Source organism: Cupriavidus sp. IDO (assembly GCF_000812465.1).
Classification (GTDB): Bacteria; Pseudomonadota; Gammaproteobacteria; order Burkholderiales; family Burkholderiaceae; genus Cupriavidus.
This window is the reverse complement of record NZ_JWMA01000029.1, coordinates 94288-115359: the sequence shown is the minus strand read 5'-3', so window position 1 is coordinate 115359 and position 21072 is coordinate 94288. Positions and strand designations below refer to the sequence as shown.

General features: G+C 65.5%; 22 protein-coding genes. 7 read left to right on the top strand and 15 right to left on the bottom strand.

Annotated elements, in window-relative coordinates; translation table 11 throughout:
- Window positions 1–3 precede the first annotated feature (3 nt).
- Both RM96_RS10035 and RM96_RS39930 read left to right on the top strand, forming a co-directional pair.
- Complete coding sequence (locus RM96_RS10035; RefSeq protein WP_193752423.1) at window positions 4–1212, top strand: ribosomal protein uL16 3-hydroxylase; 1209 nt, start codon at window positions 4–6, stop codon at window positions 1210–1212.
- 199 nt (window positions 1213–1411) lie between these two features.
- Window positions 1412–1651, top strand: coding sequence for a hypothetical protein (locus tag RM96_RS39930; RefSeq protein ID WP_082016498.1), 240 nt, complete (start codon window positions 1412–1414; stop codon window positions 1649–1651).
- A 94-nt stretch (window positions 1652–1745) separates the two neighbouring features.
- Here the strand turns inward: RM96_RS39930 and RM96_RS10025 are convergent, their stop codons facing one another.
- From RM96_RS10025 to RM96_RS09995, 7 genes are all read right to left on the bottom strand, one after another.
- The gene (locus RM96_RS10025) at window positions 1746–2534 is read right to left on the bottom strand and encodes an MBL fold metallo-hydrolase (protein WP_039010223.1); all 789 of its coding nucleotides are present in this window, start codon (window positions 2532–2534) and stop codon (window positions 1746–1748) included.
- Between the two features lie 64 nt (window positions 2535–2598).
- On the bottom strand, window positions 2599–3834 hold the full coding sequence (gene bamC / locus RM96_RS10020) for an outer membrane protein assembly factor BamC (RefSeq protein WP_039010222.1): 1236 nt from the start codon (window positions 3832–3834) through the stop codon (window positions 2599–2601).
- 46 nt (window positions 3835–3880) lie between these two features.
- A complete protein-coding gene (gene dapA / locus RM96_RS10015; RefSeq protein WP_039010221.1) occupies window positions 3881–4765 on the bottom strand; it encodes a 4-hydroxy-tetrahydrodipicolinate synthase in 885 nt (294 codons plus the stop codon).
- A gap of 138 nt (window positions 4766–4903) precedes the next feature.
- Window positions 4904–5482: a class I SAM-dependent methyltransferase gene (locus RM96_RS10010; protein WP_039010220.1), complete on the bottom strand. Its 579-nt coding sequence runs from the start codon at window positions 5480–5482 to the stop codon at window positions 4904–4906.
- 219 nt (window positions 5483–5701) lie between these two features.
- Window positions 5702–6367, bottom strand: a complete 666-nt coding sequence (locus RM96_RS10005) for a site-2 protease family protein (RefSeq protein ID WP_039010219.1) — start codon at window positions 6365–6367, stop codon at window positions 5702–5704.
- Window positions 6368–6451: 84 nt separating this feature from the next.
- Window positions 6452–7075, bottom strand: coding sequence for an L-threonylcarbamoyladenylate synthase (locus tag RM96_RS10000; protein ID WP_039010218.1), 624 nt, complete (start codon window positions 7073–7075; stop codon window positions 6452–6454).
- 93 nt (window positions 7076–7168) lie between these two features.
- A complete protein-coding gene (locus RM96_RS09995) occupies window positions 7169–8014 on the bottom strand; it encodes a 3',5'-nucleoside bisphosphate phosphatase (RefSeq protein ID WP_039010217.1) in 846 nt (281 codons plus the stop codon).
- Between the two features lie 172 nt (window positions 8015–8186).
- Between RM96_RS09995 and RM96_RS09990 the strand changes: the two genes are divergently transcribed.
- Window positions 8187–9266, top strand: a complete 1080-nt coding sequence (locus tag RM96_RS09990; protein WP_039010261.1) for an NAD(P)/FAD-dependent oxidoreductase — start codon at window positions 8187–8189, stop codon at window positions 9264–9266.
- Between the two features lie 8 nt (window positions 9267–9274).
- Here the strand turns inward: RM96_RS09990 and RM96_RS09985 are convergent, their stop codons facing one another.
- Window positions 9275–10168 carry an alpha/beta fold hydrolase gene (locus RM96_RS09985; protein WP_039010216.1) on the bottom strand — a complete coding sequence of 298 codons (894 nt, stop codon included), beginning with the start codon at window positions 10166–10168 and terminating at the stop codon, window positions 9275–9277.
- 168 nt (window positions 10169–10336) lie between these two features.
- Here RM96_RS09985 and RM96_RS09980 point away from each other — a divergent pair, with 168 nt between their 5' ends.
- Window positions 10337–12067: an acyl-CoA synthetase gene (locus RM96_RS09980; RefSeq protein ID WP_039010215.1), complete on the top strand. Its 1731-nt coding sequence runs from the start codon at window positions 10337–10339 to the stop codon at window positions 12065–12067.
- Here the strand turns inward: RM96_RS09980 and RM96_RS09975 are convergent.
- Entirely contained in the window at window positions 12064–12924 is an 861-nt protein-coding gene (locus RM96_RS09975) for a ferritin-like domain-containing protein (protein WP_039010214.1), read from the bottom strand. The two genes, RM96_RS09980 and RM96_RS09975, sit on opposite strands and share 4 nt — an antisense overlap.
- A 154-nt stretch (window positions 12925–13078) precedes the next feature.
- On the opposite strand from RM96_RS09975, the gene RM96_RS09970 reads away from it, so the two are divergent.
- The 3 genes from RM96_RS09970 (at window position 13079) to RM96_RS09960 (ending at window position 15185) form a co-directional block, all read left to right on the top strand.
- Window positions 13079–13603 (top strand): gamma carbonic anhydrase family protein, encoded by a 525-nt coding sequence (locus RM96_RS09970; protein WP_039010213.1) that lies wholly within the window; start codon window positions 13079–13081, stop codon window positions 13601–13603.
- A 53-nt stretch (window positions 13604–13656) separates the two neighbouring features.
- Window positions 13657–14658: an Hsp33 family molecular chaperone HslO gene (gene hslO, locus RM96_RS09965; protein ID WP_039010212.1), complete on the top strand. Its 1002-nt coding sequence runs from the start codon at window positions 13657–13659 to the stop codon at window positions 14656–14658.
- Window positions 14659–14777: 119 nt separating this feature from the next.
- Complete coding sequence (locus RM96_RS09960) at window positions 14778–15185, top strand: hypothetical protein (protein WP_039010211.1); 408 nt, start codon at window positions 14778–14780, stop codon at window positions 15183–15185.
- A gap of 95 nt (window positions 15186–15280) precedes the next feature.
- On the opposite strand, the gene ftsB is transcribed toward RM96_RS09960, so the two are convergent.
- The 6 genes from ftsB to RM96_RS09930 all read right to left on the bottom strand — a co-directional run bounded on the left by ftsB (window position 15281) and on the right by RM96_RS09930 (window position 21067).
- Complete coding sequence (gene ftsB / locus RM96_RS09955; RefSeq protein ID WP_039010210.1) at window positions 15281–15622, bottom strand: cell division protein FtsB; 342 nt, start codon at window positions 15620–15622, stop codon at window positions 15281–15283.
- Between the two features lie 173 nt (window positions 15623–15795).
- Entirely contained in the window at window positions 15796–17085 is a 1290-nt protein-coding gene (gene eno / locus RM96_RS09950; RefSeq protein WP_039010209.1) for a phosphopyruvate hydratase, read from the bottom strand.
- 102 nt (window positions 17086–17187) lie between these two features.
- On the bottom strand, window positions 17188–17478 hold the full coding sequence (locus RM96_RS09945) for a DUF1330 domain-containing protein (RefSeq protein WP_039010208.1): 291 nt from the start codon (window positions 17476–17478) through the stop codon (window positions 17188–17190).
- A gap of 82 nt (window positions 17479–17560) precedes the next feature.
- Window positions 17561–18430: a 3-deoxy-8-phosphooctulonate synthase gene (kdsA, locus tag RM96_RS09940; protein ID WP_010808998.1), complete on the bottom strand. Its 870-nt coding sequence runs from the start codon at window positions 18428–18430 to the stop codon at window positions 17561–17563.
- A 26-nt stretch (window positions 18431–18456) separates the two neighbouring features.
- The gene (locus RM96_RS09935; protein ID WP_039010207.1) at window positions 18457–20109 is read right to left on the bottom strand and encodes a CTP synthase; all 1653 of its coding nucleotides are present in this window, start codon (window positions 20107–20109) and stop codon (window positions 18457–18459) included.
- A 151-nt stretch (window positions 20110–20260) separates the two neighbouring features.
- Window positions 20261–21067 carry an alpha/beta fold hydrolase gene (locus RM96_RS09930; protein WP_039010206.1) on the bottom strand — a complete coding sequence of 269 codons (807 nt, stop codon included), beginning with the start codon at window positions 21065–21067 and terminating at the stop codon, window positions 20261–20263.
- Window positions 21068–21072 lie beyond the last annotated feature (5 nt).

The window sequence follows — 21072 nt, the reverse complement described above, 5'->3', positions numbered from 1 at the left end:
TCCATGAACGATTCCGCATTATACGCGCAGGCATTGCCCCCTGGACTCGTCGATCCCGACGCGCCACTCGCCCTGCTGGGCGGCATGACGCCTGCTGCATTCATGCGCGACATCTGGCACCGCAAACCCTTGCTCATTCGACAGGCAGTGCCCGAAATCGTGCCGCCTGTGTCGCGTGAAGCGCTTTTTGAGCTGGCCGACCGCGATGAGGTCGAATCGCGGCTGGTGACGCATTTTCGCAACCGCTGGAAGCTCGAGCATGGTCCCTTCGCCGCCGAGAACCTGCCGTCCATCAAGACCCGCCAGTGGACGCTGCTGGTTCAGGGCGTCAACCTGCACAACGCCGCGGCCGCCGACCTGATGGGTCAGTTTCGCTTTGTGCCGGACGCGCGGCTTGACGACCTGATGATCAGCTACGCGTCAGATGGCGGCGGTGTGGGCCCGCACTTCGATTCCTACGACGTTTTCCTTCTGCAAGTATCGGGCCGACGCCGCTGGCGCATTTCGTCGCAGACGAAGCTCGATCTGATTCCGGACATGCCGCTGAAAATACTGGCGGATTTCTCGGCCGAACAGGAGTGGGTGCTCGAACCTGGCGACATGCTGTACCTCCCGCCGCAGTACGCGCATGACGGTGTGGCCGAGGGCGAATGCATGACCTGCTCGATCGGCTTCCGGGCACCGGCGTATCGCGAGCTTGCCGGTCATTTTCTCGCATGGTTGTCGGAAACCGTCGAGGAAAATGAAGACCTGAGCGGCCGCTATGCGGATCCCGGCGAGCGTGCGGTCAAGCATCCGGCCCTGTTGCCCGCCGGCATGACAAAGGCCGTGACGGAACGCCTGAAGGCCATGCAATGGGACAGCAAGATGGTCTCCGAATTTCTCGGCACGCATCTGTCCGAACCCAAGCCAAGCGTCGAGTTTCCCGAGATTCCCGAACTCCCTGCGCGCAAATATGCAAAGCTCGCGAAGACGCATGGCGTCGTGCTCGCGCCTGCATCGATTGCGCTCTATGACCGCACGCATTTCTTCCTGAATGGCGAGGCCTACGAAACGCCTGAAGACCTTGCCCCGTGGCTGAAGCAGCTGGCCGATCACCGCCACCTGAGCGCTAAAGAGGTTTCCGCCTGCGCGGATCTGCCGGATCTGATGGAAACCTTCCATCATTGGACGCTGGAGGGCTGGCTGCAGATTGCGCCGCCCGCGCTGTAATAATGCGTAACAATGAGATTCAGCAAATTTCGACGCTACACAAGGCGGGAAAACGCGGATATAATCGTCGGCTGGCTAGTACTGTGTACCACTGCATTTGTCGGCACCCGGGAGAGCCTCTATTTTGCAGTTCAAGAGCGATAATTACCGGTAATTATTCATCGCCTGTTTTCCGTTATTACAAGTTAAAGGACGAACAATGAAGAAGTCTCTCCTGATCGCATCGCTGCTGGCCGCTGTTGCCCTCGCCGCTTGCGGCAAGAAGGAAGAAGCTGCCGCTCCGGCCGCTGAAGCCCCGGCTGCTGCCGCCCCCGCTGCTGAAGCTTCGGCTCCGGCTGCTGCTGCCCCGGCTGCTCCGGCTGCTGAAGCTTCGGCTCCTGCTGCTGAAGCCCCGGCTGCTCCGGCTGCTGAAGCTTCGGCTCCTGCCGCCAAGCAGTAATCGGTTTCGTACCGATAAAAAAACCGACCTTCGGGTCGGTTTTTTTTATTTCCGCAGTGCGAAACACGGCGGCCAACAGCGCCACGCTTTCGCGTCAGGCTCGCACCGCCTGCCAGTCGAGTCCCTCTTCCTGGTCGGCAACCAGCACATCGGCCGGCATTACACCCAGGGCCGTGGCCAGCGCTCCTGTTGCAAGCTCGCGCGTGTTGTTCTGCTTGCTCAGGTGGGCCGCCACCACTCGCGTGAGGCCCGCGTGCGCCACCTGCGCGAGGATGCTCGACGCTACCTCATTCGCGAGATGGCCAAAATCCCCGCCAATGCGGCGCTTCAGGGAAGCCGGATAGACCGAGTTGCGCAGCAGCTCGCGGTCGTGATTGCATTCGAGCACGAGCGCATCCACACCTGCCAGATGCGCAATCACATAAGGCGTCTCCATGCCTGCATCGGTCAGCACACCGAGCCTTGCGTTGCCATCCGACAACACGAACTGCAATGGCTCGCGCGCATCATGGGGAACCGTGTAGGGAAGCATCTGAAGGCCGCCGACATCGAAGGCACGGTCGGCGCAGCAGACACGCACATCGGCCACGTCGGCGCCGCGCATATGCGAGGTTGCCAGCCATGTGCCATGACTGGTGTAGACCGTCAGGCGATGGCGCGCGGCAAAGGCGTAGGCCGAGCCGACATGGTCGCCATGCTCGTGGGTGACCAGCACCGCGTCCAGCTGATCCGGCGTGACGCCCAGGCGCTCGAGGCGCCGGGCCGTCTCGCGGATGCCGAAGCCGCAGTCCAGCAATACACGGGTAGTGGTGGTTCCCTCGCGGGATTCGATCAGCAGCGAGTTCCCCTCGCTGCCGCTACCGAGAAAGGCGAAGCACATCATGCTTGCGCCCGCCCGCTGGCAGACCGGGCCTTGCGGCCCGCTTGATTTACCGGCACAACCCGCGTCAGTGGAGTTGCTCGTCCAGCAGCGAGAGGATGCGCTTGCCGATTTCGGTATTCTCCGGCTGGCCGGCATCGTTCAGGACGGTGACCAGCGTGCCGCTGCCCGTGCCCTTGAGCGAGACGCGGTACTTCTTGGCGGTCTTCGCATCGTCAGGCTTGGTGAACAGCTTGGAGAAGAAGCCACGGCTGTCGACGTTGGCGCGCGGATCCACGTAGCGCACATAGTACAGGCCCTGAGCGCGGTCGCGATCCTCAACCGTGAAGTTGACGCGATCGAGCGACAGGCCGACCGAGCGCCATGCGCGGTCGAACGGCTCCGGCAGTTGCAGCGCCGGTGCGCCATTGACCTGGGACAGGTACGACTTGCCCGACGCAGCGCTGGCGGCAGCAGCATCGGTGCCGGCCGCGGCAGTTGCGCCAGCTGCGGCTGCGCCACCCGTGCCGATACCGGCAGGCGTCGGATTTTTTGCCATGTTGTCGGCCTGGTCCTTCTGCACGCCAAGGCGTTGCGCCAGGCGCGAGAGGAATTCGGCTTCCAGCTCAGGATCGGCCGGACGCGGGGTCCAGACCGTGCTGGACTTGTCGACGCCGGTCAGTTGCTCCTGGGCGCCGCGGTGGCTGATGAAGACTTCCATCGTACCGTTCTGCGCGCGCTCGACGCGGGTGCGGAACTTGTCGCGCTCGGACGTCGAGTACAGTCCATCGAACACCTTGCCGATGGTGTTGCGGATGATGTCCTGCGGGATCTTGGCGCGGTTCTCGGCCCAGTCCGTTTCCATGATGCCGGTCTCGGGCGAGTCCTGCACCAGCAGGAAGCCGCTCTCCTGCCAGAAGCCGCGCAGCGACTGCCACAGCTGGTCGGCACGCATGCCATTGCTGATCACCAGCCAGCGCTGGTTGCCGTCACGCTCCATGCGGATGCCCTGCGCGGAAGGCAGGACGTTCTCCGTCGGAGATGCCTCGCGTACCCGCGTAGCCTGGTTGTAGGTCGACAGGGTCGAGGTGCCGCTCTGGTCAGGTACCGAGTAGCGGCGGTCGCCTTCCAGGCGCGTGAGGTCCGGAGGCACGTCCAGCGAAGGCGTCCGCTTCGACGCGGAGGACTTGTAGTCGATCTTGTCCGGCTGCATCGCTTCATTGATGCTGCTGCAGCCAGTCATCACGCCCACGGCAAGCACGGGCGCAACCAGAGCGGCGCGGCGGACTTGCGTCATGCCGCGGCGGTTAAGCTTGAGTTTCATTGACACGCAATCCTAGTTGATGGAGTGACAGCAGAGCGCCGCGAGATCAGGCCAGCAGGCCGGCGGCAGCCAGCGTCTTGCGTACGACATCGTGGTTGCTCTCGGACAACGGGGTCAGCGGCAGGCGGATACCGCCCTGCATCTTGCCCATTTGCTGGAGCGCCCACTTGACCGGAATCGGATTGGCTTCGACGAACATGGCCTTGTTCAGCGCAATCAGTTCCATATGCAGGCGGCGCGCGGTGACGACATCGCCCTTCAGTGCCGCCGCGCACATCTCGTGCATCTTGCGCGGCGCCACGTTTGCGGTAACCGAGATATTGCCCTGGCCGCCCAGCAGGATCAGCGCCACGGCGGTGGGATCGTCGCCGCTGTAGATGGCGAAGCCTTCCGGGGCGTCATTGATCAGTTGCGCGGCGCGGTCGATATTGCCGGTTGCTTCCTTCACCCCGACAATGCCCGGCACCTGCGCCAGGCGCAGGATGGTGTCGTTGTTCATGTCCGCAACCGTGCGGCCCGGCACGTTGTACAGCACCACCGGCAGGTCCACCGCTTCCGCGATGGTGCGGAAATGGCGGTACATGCCTTCCTGGGTCGGCTTGTTGTAGTACGGCACGACCTGCAGCGAGGCATCGGCGCCGACCTGCCTGGCGAAGGCCGTCAGTTCGATGGCTTCCTTGGTCGAGTTGCCGCCGGTCCCGGCGATGATCGGGATGCGCTTGCCGGATTGCTCCACGGCCACGCGGATCAGCTCGCAGTGTTCCTCCACCGAGACGGTGGGCGACTCGCCGGTCGTGCCAACGATCACGATGGCATCGGTGCCTTCGGCCACGTGCCAGTCGATCAGGGCGCGCAGCGCCGGGAAGTCCAGGCTGCCGTCCTCCTGCATCGGAGTGACGATGGCGACGATGCTGCCGGTAATCTGTGTCATAACGTTAGGGAATTCGGGATGCGAATAACGGGATTGTACCGGAACCGTCGGCTGCTTCGACCGCCGGTTGGACGGGTGCTTATACTAAGAGGTTCAACGTGTGCAGCGGCATTCTCGCCGACCGCCGCACGTGACCTTTCAGGCGGGAAGCGGATAGCGTGGCGGATCTGCCTCCCCTGCCCCGGAAGCCACCTCGCGCACGGCACATAAGCGCTGCACGAAGGCCGTTTTCGGCACTTCCAGTACACCATCCTCATAGCCGATCACACGCAGGCCGCGTTCGCGCGCGACATCGAGCAGCTCACCCGGCTTCAGCAAAAAATCGGGCCGGGAAGGCTTTCCGACCGTCTCATTGCCGCTTGCAAAGGTTTCGTACAGCAGCACCCCACTCGGTGCGAGCGCTTCCGACAAATGCGGCCACAGCGGCCGGTGTAGGTAATTGGTCACGACGACGGCATCGAACAGCCCCGCATCGCCCAGCGGCCAGTCGCCCTGCTCCAGGTCGGCTACGCGGCCGGTCACCGTCGCCGGCAGGCCAGCGACGGCGTCGGCATCGCGATCCACTGCCAGCACGGCATAACCACGCGCGGCGAACCAGCCGGCGTGACGGCCGCTGCCGCAGGCCAGGTCCAGCACGCGGCCACCGGGGCGGACGAGATGGGCCCAGCGGGAAATCCAGCCGGAGGGCGCGGCAAGCGGCGGATGCATCAGCGTCATTGTGCGTTCCTTGTCAGCGGTAGCCGAGGCCCGTCGCGGAGCTCACGTCGCGCATCGTCGCGCGCGCGCCCCGGATGACCTTGCCGCAGCCGTGACCGGCGATGGCGCGCAGCAGCCACGGTCGGCCGCATGCCGGAAAAAACGCGATCTGGGAACATCATGTTTCAGGTATCAGGAAGGTCATGCTTCAGCAGCCGGCCAGCATTCGACAGGCGCCGCTCACTGCAGGAGCATGATCACCGGCCGCAGCATCAGCTCGACGATCGAGCTCAGCAGATTGATCACGGGACGCATCCAGACCTGGGTAATGACCCCTGCCGCGACCAGCGCCAGCACCACGAAAATGCCGTAGGGCTCGACGCGCGACACGGCGTAGGCAATCCGCTGCGGCAGCAGCGCGGTCAGCACGCGACCACCGTCCAGCGGCGGAATCGGGAACAGGTTGAAGGCCGCAACCACCAGGTTGACCAGCACGCCGGCGCGGGCCATTTCACCAAAAAACGGCTCCGACACGCGCATCCATGCCAGCCCGATCGCCAGCAGTGCCCACACGAAAGCCTGCACCACATTGCTGGCGGGGCCTGCCAGCGCGACCCACATGCCATGCCAGCGCGGATTGCGCAGGCGGCTGAAATCCACCGGCACCGGCTTGGCATAGCCAAACACGAACTGGCCGTTGGTCAGGAGATATAGCAGCAGCGGCACAGCGATGGTGCCGATCGGATCGATGTGGCGGGCCGGGTTGAGGCTGACACGCCCCAGCGCATAAGCAGTGTTGTCGCCAAAATGTTTGGCCACGTAACCGTGCGAGGCTTCGTGGAGGGTGATGGCGAACAGCACCGGCAGGGCGTAGACCGCAAAGGTCTGAATCAGGGAGGCATCCATGGCCCTATTGTACCGGTCGGACCGGCTGGCGGATCAGGGAATGAGGGCGGGAAACCACTGCCGGCAGCGCTCCTGCCGCCAGGCTCAGAGCCCGAATTTGGCTACGTCGCCCCGGCCCTCGCGGACCAGTTCCGGCTCGCCGCTGGTCAGGTCGATCACCGTGGTCGGCTGGGCCGGCGCCGGCCCGCCGCACACCACCAGGTCCAGCAGCTTTTCCAGCCGGACACGAATTTCCGCCGGATCGTTGAGCGGCGCCTCGTCGCCGGGCAGTTGCAGCGTGGCAGTCAGCAGCGGCTCAGCCGTTTCGCCCAACACGGCCAGCGGGATCGGATGATCGGGCACGCGCACGCCGATGGTCTTGCGCGCCGGGTGCGAAAGCCGGCGCGGCACTTCCTTGGTCGCTTCCAGGATAAAGACGTAGGGGCCCGGCGTGGCGCCCTTGATCCAGCGGTACTGGCGGTTGTCGACGCGGGCGAAGTTGCCCAGCTCGGACAGGTCCCGGCACATCAGCGTCAGGTGGTGCTTGTCGTCGATGCCGCGCAGGCGGCGCAGGCGCTCCACCGCGTCCTTGTCGTCAAGCTGGCAGGCCAGCGCATAGCTGGAATCGGTAGGCAGGGCAATCAGCCCGCCCTTCTGGATGATCTGCGCGGCCTGCTTCACCAGCCGCGGCTGTGGATTGACCGGATGAATCTCAAAGTACTGGGACATGGAGGGGCGGATTGTCTGGATTCTGGCGGTTCGGAACGGAAGTCCAGGCAAGGGCGTGCGCGCCTGCCCAGGGTCAATATGGTCCGGACAGCCTTACCAGTCGTGCCAGACCGGCGTGACAGTCGCGGGCAGCGGCGGCAATGTGCCAAGCTCCATCCTGCCCTCGCCCGGCCCGTGGAAATCGGAGCCGCGCGACGCCAGCAGGCCATAACGGCGGGCCACATCGGCATAGCGGCGGTACTGGTCCGGCGTGTGGCTGCCGGTAACGACCTCGACCGCACCGCCGCCCAGCGCGGTGAACTCGTCGAACAGGGCGTCGTGCTGGGTGTCGGTGTAGTTGTAGCGGCCCGGATGGGCAATCACGGCGATGCCGCCAGCCGCGCGGATCCAGCTGATGGCGTCCGAGAGGTTCGCCCAGCGGTGGCCGACGTAGCCCGGACGGCCTTCGGAGAGGTACTTGCTGAACACGTCACTGATGGTCGCGCAATGCCCCTGGTCCACCAGCCAGCGCGCAAAGTGCGTGCGCGAGATCAGGTCCGGGTTGCCGACATACCTGAGCGCCCCATGGTAGGCGTCCTCGATGCCGATCTTTGCCAGTGCATCGCCGATGTCACGCGCACGGCGTGCGCGGCCGGAGCGCGTTTCGGCCAGGCCGTCGATCAGTTCGGGACAGAACGGGTCGATCTGCAGGCCGACGATGTGCACCGTCTGCCCCGCCCACGTCACCGAGATCTCCACGCCAGGCACGTAGCGCATGCCCAGGTCTTCAGCGACGGCACGTGCCTCCGCCTGGCCGCCGACCTCGTCGTGGTCGGTCAGCGCCCAGTATTCGACACCCGCGGCGTGCGCCAGCTCTGCCACCGCGCGCGGCGGCAGCGTGCCGTCGGACACGGTGGAATGGCAATGCAGGTCGGCGTTGATGGCATGTGGGTTTTGCATGCGCCTATTCTACTCCCGCGCGTGCTTCCGGGATGGCTCCGGGCAACCGGCATTGCGGCCGTGCAAAGCCCTGCCGGCAACGCTGGCGTCGGCCGCCCGGCACTCCCGGCGGGGTATAGTCGGGTCCTGGAAGACCCACATTACGGCGCCGTCACGCGCCGCCGCCATGCCAATGCAGACCGACATCTCCTCCGCCGCCGCCAACCCCGAAGTCACCCGCACCGACGTACTGATCGTCGGCGCCGGCCCGGTCGGCCTGTTTGCCGCGTTCCAGGCTGGCGTGCTCGGCCTCACGTGCGAGCTGATCGACGTGCTCGACCGCGCCGGCGGCCAGTGCACGGAGTTGTATCCCGAGAAGCCGATCTACGACATTCCCGCCGTCCCCGGCTGCCTGGCCCAGGACCTGGTCGACCGCCTGCTCGAGCAATGTGCGCCGTTTGCGTTCCCGATGCATTTCGGGCAGCGCGCGGAAAGTGTCGCCGAGCAGCCCGCGGGCGACGGCCACGAGCGCATGCTCGTGACCACCGATACCGGCCGGCGCTTTGACGTAGCGGCGGTCCTGATCTGCGCAGGCGCGGGCGCCTTCGCGCCGCAACGCGTCTCGCTGCCCGAGGCCGCGGCGCTGGAAAACCGCCACCTGCATTACGCGGTGCGCGACGTGTCGCGCTTTGCCGGCAAGCGCGTGGTGGTGGCCGGCGGCGGCGACTCGGCGCTGGACTGGGCGCTGGCGTTGCGCAAGGTCGCGGCCCGCGTCACGCTGCTGCACCGGCGCGACGGCTTCCGCGCCGCCGACGGCACCGTCGCCGAGATGCACGCGGCCGTCGCGGCCGGCGAGATGGATTTCGTGGTCGGCATGCTGGGCGCGCTGAAGACCGATGGCCCCGACCCCGCCGGCGCGCTCAGCGCAGTGGAAATCCGCACCCGCGACGGTTCGCAGACGCTGCCCGCGGACGAACTGGTGGCCTTGTACGGACTGGTCTCCGAACCCGGCCCGATTGCACAGTGGGACATGGACATGCGCGCCGGCCGCATCCTGGTGGACACCACCACGTATGAAAGCTCGCGGCGCGGCATCTTCGCCGCCGGCGACATCGCCTACTACCCCAACAAGCAGAAGCTGATCCTGTCAGGCTTCCATGAAGCCGCGCTGGCGCTGCGGCGCGCCTACCACTACGCGTTCCCGGAAAGGGCGCTGGTGCACGTACATACCAGCAACAACGCGACGCTGAAGGAAAAGCTGACGCACGCCTGACACCGCCGTCAGGCGCAGAACGACTCGATCAGTCCGGCCACGGCCGCCGGCTGGTCGTGGTGCAGCATATGGCCGGCGTCGTCGATCACGACTTCGCGGAAGTCCTGGAACGCCTGGAAGCGCTGCTTGAATTCCTCGATGGTCTGCTTGTGCGCGATATGCCGGAGCGTTGCGGAATCGCGCGCTTCCACATGCAGCACAGGCGCCGTGACCTGCGCCCAGATCGCCATCACCTCATCCAGCCGGTACAGCACCGGGTTGACCAGCTTGTGCGCGGCGTCACCCAGGATCTCCCAGCGACCTGCCTCGTTGCGGTGTGACCAGTGCGCGGCGAGGAAAGCCGCGCGGTCGTCGGGCAGGCGCGGATTGGTCTTCTGCAGGCGTGCCGCCACGCCTTCCACGCTGTCATAGGTCTTCAGTCCCTGCCCGGAGCGCAACTCGTCCAGCCAGCGCGCGTAGCGCCTGGGCGCATGCTCCGCGCGCGTGAGCGTCATGCCGAAGCCTTCCAGATCCACCACGCGGCGCACGCGTTCGGGGCGGATGCCGGCGTACAGGCAGGCCACATTGGCGCCCATGCTGTGGCCCACCAGGTCGACCTGCCCTTCCGTCTGGAAGTGGTCGAGCAAGGCTTCGAGGTCCGCAATATAGTCAGCAAACCAGTACGACTGCGTGCCGGGGTATCGCGTCGGCCAGTCGGTCTCGCCGAAGCCGCGCCAGTCGGGCGCGATCACGTGCCAGTCGCGCTTGAGGTGATCGACCAGAAATTGGAACGAGGCGGCCACATCCATCCAGCCGTGCAGCATGAACAGCTTCGGCGCACCGGGCTGGCCCCAGTGGCGCACGTGGTAGCGCAGGCCACGCAACGTGATAAATTCAGACCGCGAGGTTTCCTTGATTGTCATGTGTCTACCCTTGCCCTGGTTGTGCGGGCTTCTCGTGCTGCCAGTCTGAACGGCTCGCGGGGGCTGGCACGGAAGCCTCAATAAAATAGAACGACCGTTCGATTGCACTGATTATAGCGGCCGACGCTTGCCGCACGCGGTGCCCGAGCCGATAAACAGGAGACATGGATGGCTGGACCCGCCTTGCCGGCAACCCGGCGCGACGACTACCGCGCGCTGTACGAATCCTTCCGCTGGGAAATTCCCGAGTTCTTCAATCTGGCAGAGGCATGCTGCGGCCGCTGGGCGCGCGATCCGGCCACGATGGACCGCATCGCCGTGTTCACGGAGCACGAGGACGGGCGGCGCGACGCCTGGAGCTACGCCCACATCCAGGCCGAAGCCAACCGGCTCTCGGCGGCGCTGCGAGCAATGGGCGTGCAGCGCGGCGAGCGGGTCGCCATCGTGATGCCCCAGCGCATCGAGACCGTGATTGCCCACATGGCGATCTACCAGCTTGGCGCGATTGCAATGCCGTTGTCGATGCTATTCGGGCCCGAGGCGCTGGCCTATCGCATCAACCACAGCGAGACCTGCCTGGCGATTGCCGACGAGACCTCGATCGACAATGTCCTGGCCGCGCGCCCCGAGTGCCCGACGCTGAAAGCCGTCATCGGCGCCGGCGAAGCCCGCGGGCGCGGCGACCACGACTGGGATGTCCTGCTGGCCGCGCAGCTGCCGACCTTTACGGCGGAGCAGACCAAGGCCGACGAGGCCGCGGTGCTGATCTACACCAGCGGCACCACCGGCCCGCCCAAGGGCGCGGTGATTCCGCATCGCGCGCTGATCGGCAACCTGACCGGCTTTGTCTGCTCGCAGAACTGGTATCCGCAGGACGACGACGTGTTCTGGAGCCCGGCCGACTGGGCCTGGACCGGCGGATTGTGGGACGCCCTGATGCCGGCGCTCTACTTCGGCAAGCCCATCCTGGGCTACCAGGGGCGCTTCTCGGCCGAGCGCGCCTTCGAGCTGCTCGACCGCTACGGCATCACCAACACCTTCCTGTTCCCGACCGCGCTCAAGCAGATGATGAAGGCCTGCCCGGAGCCCCGGCAGCGCTACAAGCTGAAGCTGCGCGCGCTGATGAGCGCCGGCGAGGCCGTCGGCGAAACGGTCTTCAGCTGGTGCCGCGACGCGCTGGGCGTGATCGTCAACGAGATGTTCGGCCAGACCGAGATCAACTATATCGTCGGCAACTGCACCGCCCAGCATGACGAATCACGGCTTGGCTGGCCTGCCCGGCCCGGTTCGATGGGACGCCCCTATCCCGGCCACCGCGTGCAGGTCATCGACGACGAAGGCCTGCCCTGCCCGCCCGGCGAGGATGGCGAGGTCGCGGTCTGCGCGACCGATATCCACGGCCATCCGGACCCGGTCTTTTTTCTTGGCTACTGGAAGAACGACGCTGCCACGGCCGCCAAGTATGTGGAGCGCGACGGGCTGCGCTGGTGCCGCACCGGCGACCTGGCGCGGGTCGATGCCGATGGCTACCTCTGGTACCAGGGGCGCGCCGACGATGTGTTCAAGTCCTCGGGCTATCGCATCGGGCCGAGCGAAATCGAGAACTGCCTGCTCAAGCATCCGGCCGTCTCGAATTGCGCGGTGGTGCCGTCGCCCGATCCCGAGCGCGGCGCGGTGGTGAAGGCGTTTATCGTGCTGACGGCATCGGTGGCGCGCTCGTTCGACGGCGATGCCGCGCTGGTGGCCGAGTTGCAGCAGCACGTTCGCGGGCAGCTGGCCCCGTACGAGTATCCCAAGGTCATCGAATTCATCGACCAGTTGCCGATGACCACCACCGGCAAGATCCAGCGGCGCGTGCTGCGGCTGCTGGAAGAAGAACGCACAGCAAAAAGACACTAGCCGGCCGAAGCCTCCAGCCACGCCAGCTCGTCCTCGTCGAAACCAGCCGCACGGCGTGCATCGAGATTGAACGGACCGCGCAGCTTGGGCGCGCGGTACTGCCCGGCCAGCGTGGCATAGGTCGCGACCGGATCAAATCCGCGCTCGGCGCACAGCCACCGGTACCAGTGGTTGCCGATGGCCACATGGCCGACCTCATCGCGCAGGATGATGTCGATGATGGCGGCCGCTGCGTGGTCGCCGGCGCTGGCCAGCTTCGCGCGCACCGGTGGCGAGGCGTCCAGCCCGCGCGCTTCCAGCGTGCGCGGCACCAGCGCCATGCGCGCAAGCACATCGCCGGCGGTCTTGTCGGCCATTTCCCACAGGCTGTTGTGGGCGGGGAAATCGCCGTACGCAAACCCGAGCGTGGCGAGGTGATCGGACAGCAGTGTGAAATGCAGCGCCTCTTCATCGGCCACGCGCAGCCAGTCGCGATAGAAGCCTGACGGCATGCCGGGAAAACGCCAGACGGCGTCCAGCGCGAGGTTGATGGCGTTGAACTCGATATGGCACAGCGCGTGGATCATGGCTGCGCGCCCAGCCTCGGTCTGCAGCGAGCGGCGGCGCTCCACCTTTTGCGGCGGAACCAGTTCCGGCAGGGCGGGACGGCCCGGCACGGGCAGCGCCGGATCGGCGACGATCACCTCATCCACGCCTGGGAAGACCTCGTCCCCTCCGGCCGCAAGCATTGCCTGATACAGCGCCCGCGCAGCCGAAGCCTTGCTCCGCGCATCGGTCATGCAAAGCGCGGCCAGCGCCTGCCGGCGCGGCGAAAGTGATGAATCAGGCGAACGGGCAGCGGGTGATTTTTCTGGCATGAGCGTAAAATCCGGACTGCCGCCATTGTAGAGCCTTGCCGGATGCCTCCCACGGCGCCCGCCGGCCGCTCCGCAGCCCTTTGAAAGCCAGCCAGACCCTTTAAAGCCCGGCGGCAATCCCCAGATAACGTGAATCCTTTGTGCAGGAGATGTCATGGCGCTTTACCAGCTCGGCGAGCTCACCCCGAATATCGACAGCGACGCCTATGTGGCGGCGGAAGCCACCATCATCGGCAACGTGACGCTCAAGTCCCGCGCCAGCGCATGGCCTGGCGTTGTGATCCGGGGCGATAACGAACCGATCGTGGTGGGGGCCGACACCAATATCCAGGAAGGCTCGGTCCTGCACACCGACCCGGGTTGCCCGCTGACGCTGGGCGACAAGGTCTCGATTGGCCACCAGGCCATGCTGCACGGCTGCACGGTGGGCGAAGGCTCGCTGATCGGCATCCAGGCAGTGGTGCTGAACCGCGCCGTGATCGGCAAGGAGTGCCTGGTCGGCGCCGGAGCGGTCGTTACCGAAGGCAAGGTCTTCCCGGATCGCTCGCTGATCCTGGGCGCACCGGCCAAGGTCGTGCGGCAGCTGACCGACCAGGACGTGGCCAACCTGTACCGGAACGCCGAGACCTACGCCACGCGCCAGGCCATGTACAAGAAGCAACTCAAGCGTATTGACTGATTCGAGCGCGCGAGCCCCCGAAGTAGCATCAACCGATTGACCGACAGATTATTGTGACCGATACCCAGACCCCCGACACCCTGCAGAAATTCCTGTTTGACGCGGCGCCCGTGCGTGGCGAACTCGTCCGCATGGAAGCCACATGGCGGGAGGTGCTGAGCCGGCACAGCTATCCGGCGCCGGTGCGGCGCGTGCTGGGCGAGATGATGGCGGCGTCCGCGCTGCTGTCGGCCAATCTCAAGTTCAACGGCGCGCTGGTCATGCAGCTGCATGGCGATGGCCCGGTGCGCATGCTGGTGGTGGAATGCCTGTCGGACCTGTCGATGCGCGCCACCGCCAAGCTGGCCGAAGGCGCGCAGATCGCTGACGATGCCACACTTGCCGACATGGTCAACGTCACCGGCCACGGCCGCTTTGCCATCACGCTCGACCCGCAGGACAAGCTGCCGGGCCAGCAGCCCTACCAGGGCATCGTGCCGCTGGCCGACCACCACGGCCCGCTGGACTCGATGAGCGCCGTACTCGAGCACTACATGCAGGCCTCCGAGCAGCTCGATACGCGCCTGTGGCTTGCCGCTGACGACCACGTCGCCGCCGGCATGCTGCTGCAGAAACTGCCCTCGTATGGCGGCACCGCCGAAGTGGGCGAGACCGGCTCGCCGCTGGCCGGCCACGGCCGCGCGCAGGACCTGGATACCTGGGACCGCGCGTGCCAGCTCGGCACCACGCTCAAGGCGGACGAGCTACTGGCCGAAACGCCGGAAACGCTGCTGCGCCGCCTGTTCTGGGAAGACCTGCAAGACGCAGGCCTGCGCGTGTTCGAGCCGCTGACGCCGCATTTCAACTGCTCGTGCTCGCGCATGAAGGTGGCTGGCATGCTGCAATCGCTGGGCCAGGCCGAGATCGACGGCATCGTCGCCGAGCGCGGGCACGTCGAGATCCTTTGCGATTTCTGCGGCCAGCGCTACGAGTTCGATCCGGTCGACTGCGCCCAGCTGTTCGCGCCCGCGCATATCGCGACCGGCGCCGGCGACGGCGCGCACCAGCATCACTGATGCGGTAGCGCACACAAGGACGGAACCGGTGCCGGCACGACTGTGGCGCCGGGGAAACATCGGGCCGGCGACGTGTCCAACGGCTAAATGGTCGCCTCTTTCGGGAGCCTGAAACGATCATGTCCGTCCGAGCCCTGTCCTCCCCATCCCGTACAACCTCCGCACGTCGGATCTCTGCGATCACGCTGGTCGGCAGCGCCCTGCTGCTGGCGGGCGGCTGCGCCGAGATCCCGCGCGACATGAACGGCTCGCCGCCGACGGCGCGGCTGGTGCCCAATGCGATCCCTCCGGCCCCGCTCACGCCAGAGGAACGCCAGAAGCTCGATTCCCTGAACCAGCAGATCCTGCACGAGCAGGAAGACGCCATTGCCCGCCAGCAACAGGCCGAGGCAATGGCCGCCTATGCCTATCCGAATACCAGCTGGAACCTGTATTACGGCGGCTGGGGCGGCGGGCGCTGGGGAGGCGGCGTGAGCGTGGGAATGCCCGGCTACTGGGGCTGGGGCGGCTACCCGTACTGGTGGTAGGCCTCTGGCAGATTCAGGATCGGCGGGCGAGCCCGTCCGCTACGCCAGCCCCTGCCGAGGTGACGCAGACGGCAATTCAGTAATTTCCGGAAAACTCAGGGATGGCCGGTCGCGGCCGGGGAATTGGCCGGAGGCGGCAGCGGCGGCGTGGCGCTGACCTTCGGTGCCGGTGCGACGAACTGCACGAAGACCTCGCCATCCTTGACCATGCCCAGCTCGTAGCGGGCACGCTCCTCGATCGCGCCGGTGCCATCCTGGAGGTCCTTCACTTCCCCTTCCAGCTTGGCATTGCGCAGCTTGAGCGACTGGTTGCGCGTGCTCTGCTCCTGCACCTGGCGGTTCAGGTCCCAGACGCGCAGCCAGCCGCCCTTGCCCAGCCAGAGCGGGTACTGGATCGCAAGCAGCAGCACAAACAACAGCAGCGAGATCAGACGCATGAAAGGTTGCGGACAAGAAATTCCGCACAATGATCTGCGAACTCCGGCCGGAAGGCAATGCCAGCCAGATTTGGATACAAAAACGGCGGCGGCCGGAAACTAGTCCGTGCCGCCGCCATCTCGGGCCATCGGCACATCATTCCCGCGAAGGCGGGGTGATGTGCCCGGCAGGCTTAGCGCAGGTTGTAGAACGCGCTCTTGCCCGGGTAGCTGGCGATATCGCCGAGGTCTTCCTCGATGCGCAGCAGCTGGTTGTACTTCGAGATACGGTCCGAACGCGACAGCGAGCCGGTCTTGATCTGGCCGGCGTTGGTGCCCACCGCGATGTCGGCAATGGTGCTGTCTTCGGTTTCGCCCGAACGGTGCGAGATCACGGCGGTGTAGCCGGCGCGCTTGGCCATCTCAATGGCGGCAAACGTCTCGGTCAGGGTGCCGATCTGGTTGATCTTGATCAGGATCGAGTTGCCGATGCCCTTCTCGATGCCTTCCTTCAGGATCTTGGTGTTGGTCACGAACAGGTCGTCACCTACCAGCTGCACGCGCGTGCCCAGCTTTTCAGTCAGGGTCTTCCAGCCGTCCCAGTCGCCTTCGGCCATGCCGTCCTCGATCGACACGATCGGGAACTTGTCGCACAGGTTGGCCAGGTAGTCGGCGAACTGCGTGGAGGTGAGCTTCAGGCCTTCGCCTTCCAGCACGTAGACGTCTTCGGCCTCGTGGTAGAACTCGCTGGCGGCGCAGTCCAGCGCCAGCAGCACGTCTTCACCAGCGCGGTAGCCAGCCTTCTCGATGGCTTGCACGACCGTGTTCAGGCACTCTTCGTTCGACGAGAAGTTCGGCGCGAAACCGCCTTCATCACCCACGGCGGTGGACATGCCCTTGTCGGCCAGGATCTTCTTGAGCGCGTGGAACACTTCAGCGCCGCAACGCAGGGCTTCGCGGAAGCTGGTCTGCGACACGGGCATGATCATGAATTCCTGGATGTCCAGGCTGTTGTTGGCGTGCGCGCCGCCGTTGACGATGTTCATCATCGGCACCGGCATCTGCATCGCGCCCGAACCGCCGAAGTAGCGGTACAGCGGCAGGCCGGCTTCTTCCGCGGCAGCCTTTGCCACGGCCATCGACACGGCCAGCATGGCGTTGGCGCCCAGGCGGCCCTTGTTCTCGGTGCCGTCCAGATCGATCAGGGTGCGGTCCAGGAAAGCCTGCTCGGAGGCGTCCAGGCCCATGATGGCTTCGGAGATTTCGGTGTTGATGTGCTCGACGGCCTTCAGCACGCCCTTGCCCAGGTAGCGCGACTTGTCGCCGTCGCGCAGTTCGATGGCTTCGCGCGAGCCGGTCGATGCACCCGACGGCACGGCCGCACGGCCCATCACGCCGGATTCCAGCAGCACGTCGCATTCGACGGTGGGATTGCCGCGCGAGTCGAGAACCTCGCGACCGATGATATCTACGATTGCACTCATGAATTCCTCTCTGACTGTTGAATCTTCTTGCTGCTGCCGATTACTGCAAACGATGCATGTGTCAGGCCGATGTCACGGCCATGCCGGACGCCCAAAATCGCCTCAGACGCCCTCGACCACGATCATGTTCATCTTCGCCGCGTGTTCGCGCGCCTTGCGGGCGGCGCGATATGCCTCCCCATCGTGGAATGACTTGGCGGCTTCATAGCTGGGGAATTTCAGCACCACGACACGGGTCGGCGCCCACTCGCCCTCCAGCGGTTCCGTCCGGCCGCCACGCACGAGCACCTCGGCGCCGTGGATCTGCATGGCCTTGCTGGAAAGCACTTTGTACGCTTCGTACTGCTGGGGGTCGGTCACGTCGACGTAGGCGATGATAAAGCCCGCGGCCATGGTGTATCTCCCGATTTTTTGTATTGTCTTTCGATATGGTTTGTCACCGTCCGCACAGCGGCGGCGACAAACCGGGGCCTGCTCAGGCGCAGGCCGGCCAGCCGAAGTTGTCTTCCAGGAAGCCGGCACGCTTTACCAGCGTATCCAGATCCTTGAGCACGGCCAGCAGTTCCTTCATGCGCGACAGCGGCACCGCGTTGGGGCCGTCGGACATGGCCTTGCTCGGATCCGGGTGCGTTTCCATGAAGAGCCCGGCCACGCCGGTGGCCACGGCGGCACGCGACAGCACCGGCACGAACTCGCGCTGGCCGCCGGAGCTGGTGCCCTGGCCGCCCGGCAGCTGCACCGAGTGAGTGGCGTCGAACACCACCGGAGCGCCCGTCTCGCGCATGATCGCCAGCGAGCGCATGTCGGACACCAGGTTGTTGTAGCCGAACGAAACGCCACGCTCGCAGGCCATGAAGACATCGTCGGGCAGACCGGCTTCGCGCGCGGCATCACGCGCCTTGTCGATCACATTCTTCATGTCGTGCGGCGCGAGGAACTGGCCCTTCTTGATATTCACCGGCTTGCCGCTCTGGGCGCAGGCACGGATGAAATCAGTCTGGCGGCACAGGAAAGCCGGCGTCTGCAGCACGTCCACCACGGCGGCGACCGGCTTGATCTCGTCGATCTCGTGGATGTCGGTCAGCACCGGCACGCCGATCTCGCGCTTGACGGTCGCCAGGATCTCCAGGCCCTTCTCCATGCCCAGGCCGCGGAACGACTTGCCCGAAGAACGGTTGGCCTTGTCGAACGACGACTTGTAGATGAACGGGATGCCCAGTTCAGCGGTGATGGCCTTGAGCTCGCCGGCGGTATCCAGCGCCATTTGCTCGGACTCGATCACGCACGGACCCGCGATCAGGAAGAACGGCTTGTCGAGGCCGGCCTCGAATCCACAGAGTTTCATGACAGTCTCCTGCTTGGCGGCCGGGTTCAGGCGCCCTTGCGCTGCTGGCTGGCCAGCGCGGCTTCGACGTAGGCCTTGAACAGCGGATGGCCGTCACGCGGCGTGGAGGTGAATTCCGGGTGGAACTGCACGCCGACGAACCAGGGGTGCAGCGATTCCGGCAGCTCCATCATCTCCGGCAGGTTCTCGGTCGGGGTGCGTGCCGAAATCACCATGCCGCCGTTTTCCAGCGTCGGCACGTAATGATTGTTGACCTCGTAGCGGTGACGATGGCGCTCGTTGACTTCGGCACCGTAGATCGAGGCAGCCTTGGTGCCTGCCTTGACCGGCACGCGCTGGGCGCCCAGGCGCATGGTGCCGCCAAGGTCGGATTCGGCCGAGCGCTGCTCGACCTTGCCTTCGCGGTCCACCCACTCGGTGATCAGCGCGACCACCGGGTGTTCGGTTTCCAGGTTGAATTCGGTCGAATTGGCATCGGTCATGCCTGCCACGTGGCGTGCGAACTCGATCACGGCCAGCTGCATGCCCAGGCAGATGCCCAGGTACGGGATCTTGTTCTCGCGGGCGTACTGGATCGCGCGGATCTTGCCTTCCGTGCCGCGCTTGCCGAAGCCGCCCGGCACCAGGATGGCGTCCAGCGGGGCCAGCACTTCAAGGTGACCCGATTCCAGTTCTTCGGAATCGATGTACTCGATGTTCACGCGGGTTGCCGTATGCATGCCGGCGTGGCGCAGCGCCTCGATCAGCGACTTGTACGACTCGGTCAGGTCGACATACTTGCCGACCATGCCGATGGTGATCTCGTGATCGGGATTTTCCTGCGCGTTCACCAGCTTCTGCCACATCGACAGGTCGGCCGGCTTGGGATCCAGGCGCAGTTCCTCGCAGATCAGGCGGTCCAGGCCCTGCTCGTTGAGCATCTGCGGGATCTTGTAGATGCTATCCGCGTCCCACACCGAAATCACGGCATCCTGCGGGATATTGGCGAACAGGGAAATCTTGGCGCGCTCGTCGTCCGGAATCGGGCGGTCGGCGCGGCACAGCAGCGCGGTCGGCGAAATGCCGATTTCACGCAGCTTCTGCACCGAGTGCTGGGTCGGCTTGGTCTTCAGCTCGCCGGCGCTGGCAATGAACGGCACCAGCGTCAGGTGCACGAAGGCGCAGTGGTTGCGGCCCATGCGCAGGCTCATCTGGCGCGCGGCTTCCAGGAACGGCAGCGATTCGATGTCACCGACGGTGCCGCCGATTTCCACCAGCGCCACGTCGGCCTTGCCATCGTGCGACGCCGCGGCGCCCTTCTCGATGAAGGCCTGGATCTCGTTGGTGATATGCGGGATCACCTGAACGGTCTTGCCGAGGTACTCGCCGCGGCGCTCCTTGCGGATCACCGATTCGTAGATCTGGCCGGTGGTGAAGTTGTTCGACTTGCGCATCTTGGCCGAGACGAAACGCTCGTAGTGGCCGAGATCGAGGTCGGTTTCCGCACCGTCTTCCGTGACAAACACCTCGCCATGCTGGAAGGGGCTCATCGTGCCGGGATCGACGTTGATGTAGGGATCTAGCTTGAGGAGGGTGACTTTGAGGCCGCGCGACTCAAGAATGGCCGCGAGCGAGGCAGCAGCGATGCCCTTGCCGAGAGAAGAGACAACGCCACCGGTGACGAAGACGAATTTGGTCATAAACCGAGCTTGCCGGGGAAATCGGGATTATACATGAGACCCCGCCCCTCGCAGGCCCGGAAATTGTGACAGCGGCCGGGTGCAAAGAGGTTTTGGGGCCCATGCTGCGACGCATTCGCCCCTTCGCCGCGGCGGGCCGCGCCATGTCCGGTCAGCGGCCGTTCCGTCGCATCTCGCCGATCAGGTCGCGCACCAGCTGGGCGGTCTCCTGCGGGCGTTCCATCGGGTAGAGATGGCCGCCCTCGATAAAGCGCAGGTTCTCGCCCACCAGCTTGCGGGTCGCCCCCAGGCCGCACTGCCGGACTTCACGCGAGCGCGTGCCGGCGACGAAGCCGACTGGCACCGGCGCGCCGCGCGAAACCTTGCGGCCCAGGCTGGTCGGCAGCGTGCGATAAATCCAGTACTCGACCTCGCGATTGAAGCGCAGCCGGCGCTCGCTATCCTTGCCGGTCGGTTCGGTGCCATGGATCGCGTAATCGCGCAGCACTTCCTGGTCCCACACGGCAAAGTTAGGCTTGGCGCGGAAATGCTCCCACACGGCCTCGGCGTCGGGCCAGTGCGTGCGCCGGTTCCTGGTCACCGCCGCCGGGCCCGGCTTTTCGTCGATGCCGAGCAGCTGCGCGGTCTTCAGCAGCGAAGCGCGCCAGCCGGCGATGATCGGCGAATCGAGCATCACCACGCCGCGCACGCGCTCCGGCCGCCGCAGCGCCGCCATCAGCGACAGGAAGCCGCCCAGCGAATGGCCCACCAGCCAGACCGGCTCGCGGTACTGGCGGTCGACCTCGCCCAGCAATTCTTCCACCAGGTGCGGCCAGCCGCGCGTCACCGGGAATTCCGGCTTGTGCCCATAGCGATCCACGGCGCGGAACTCGAAGTCGTCGTCCAGCTCGCCAAACAGCTTGCGGTAAGTCGTTACCGGAAAACCGTTGGCATGGGAAAAATGGATGATCTCGCGCATCGTCG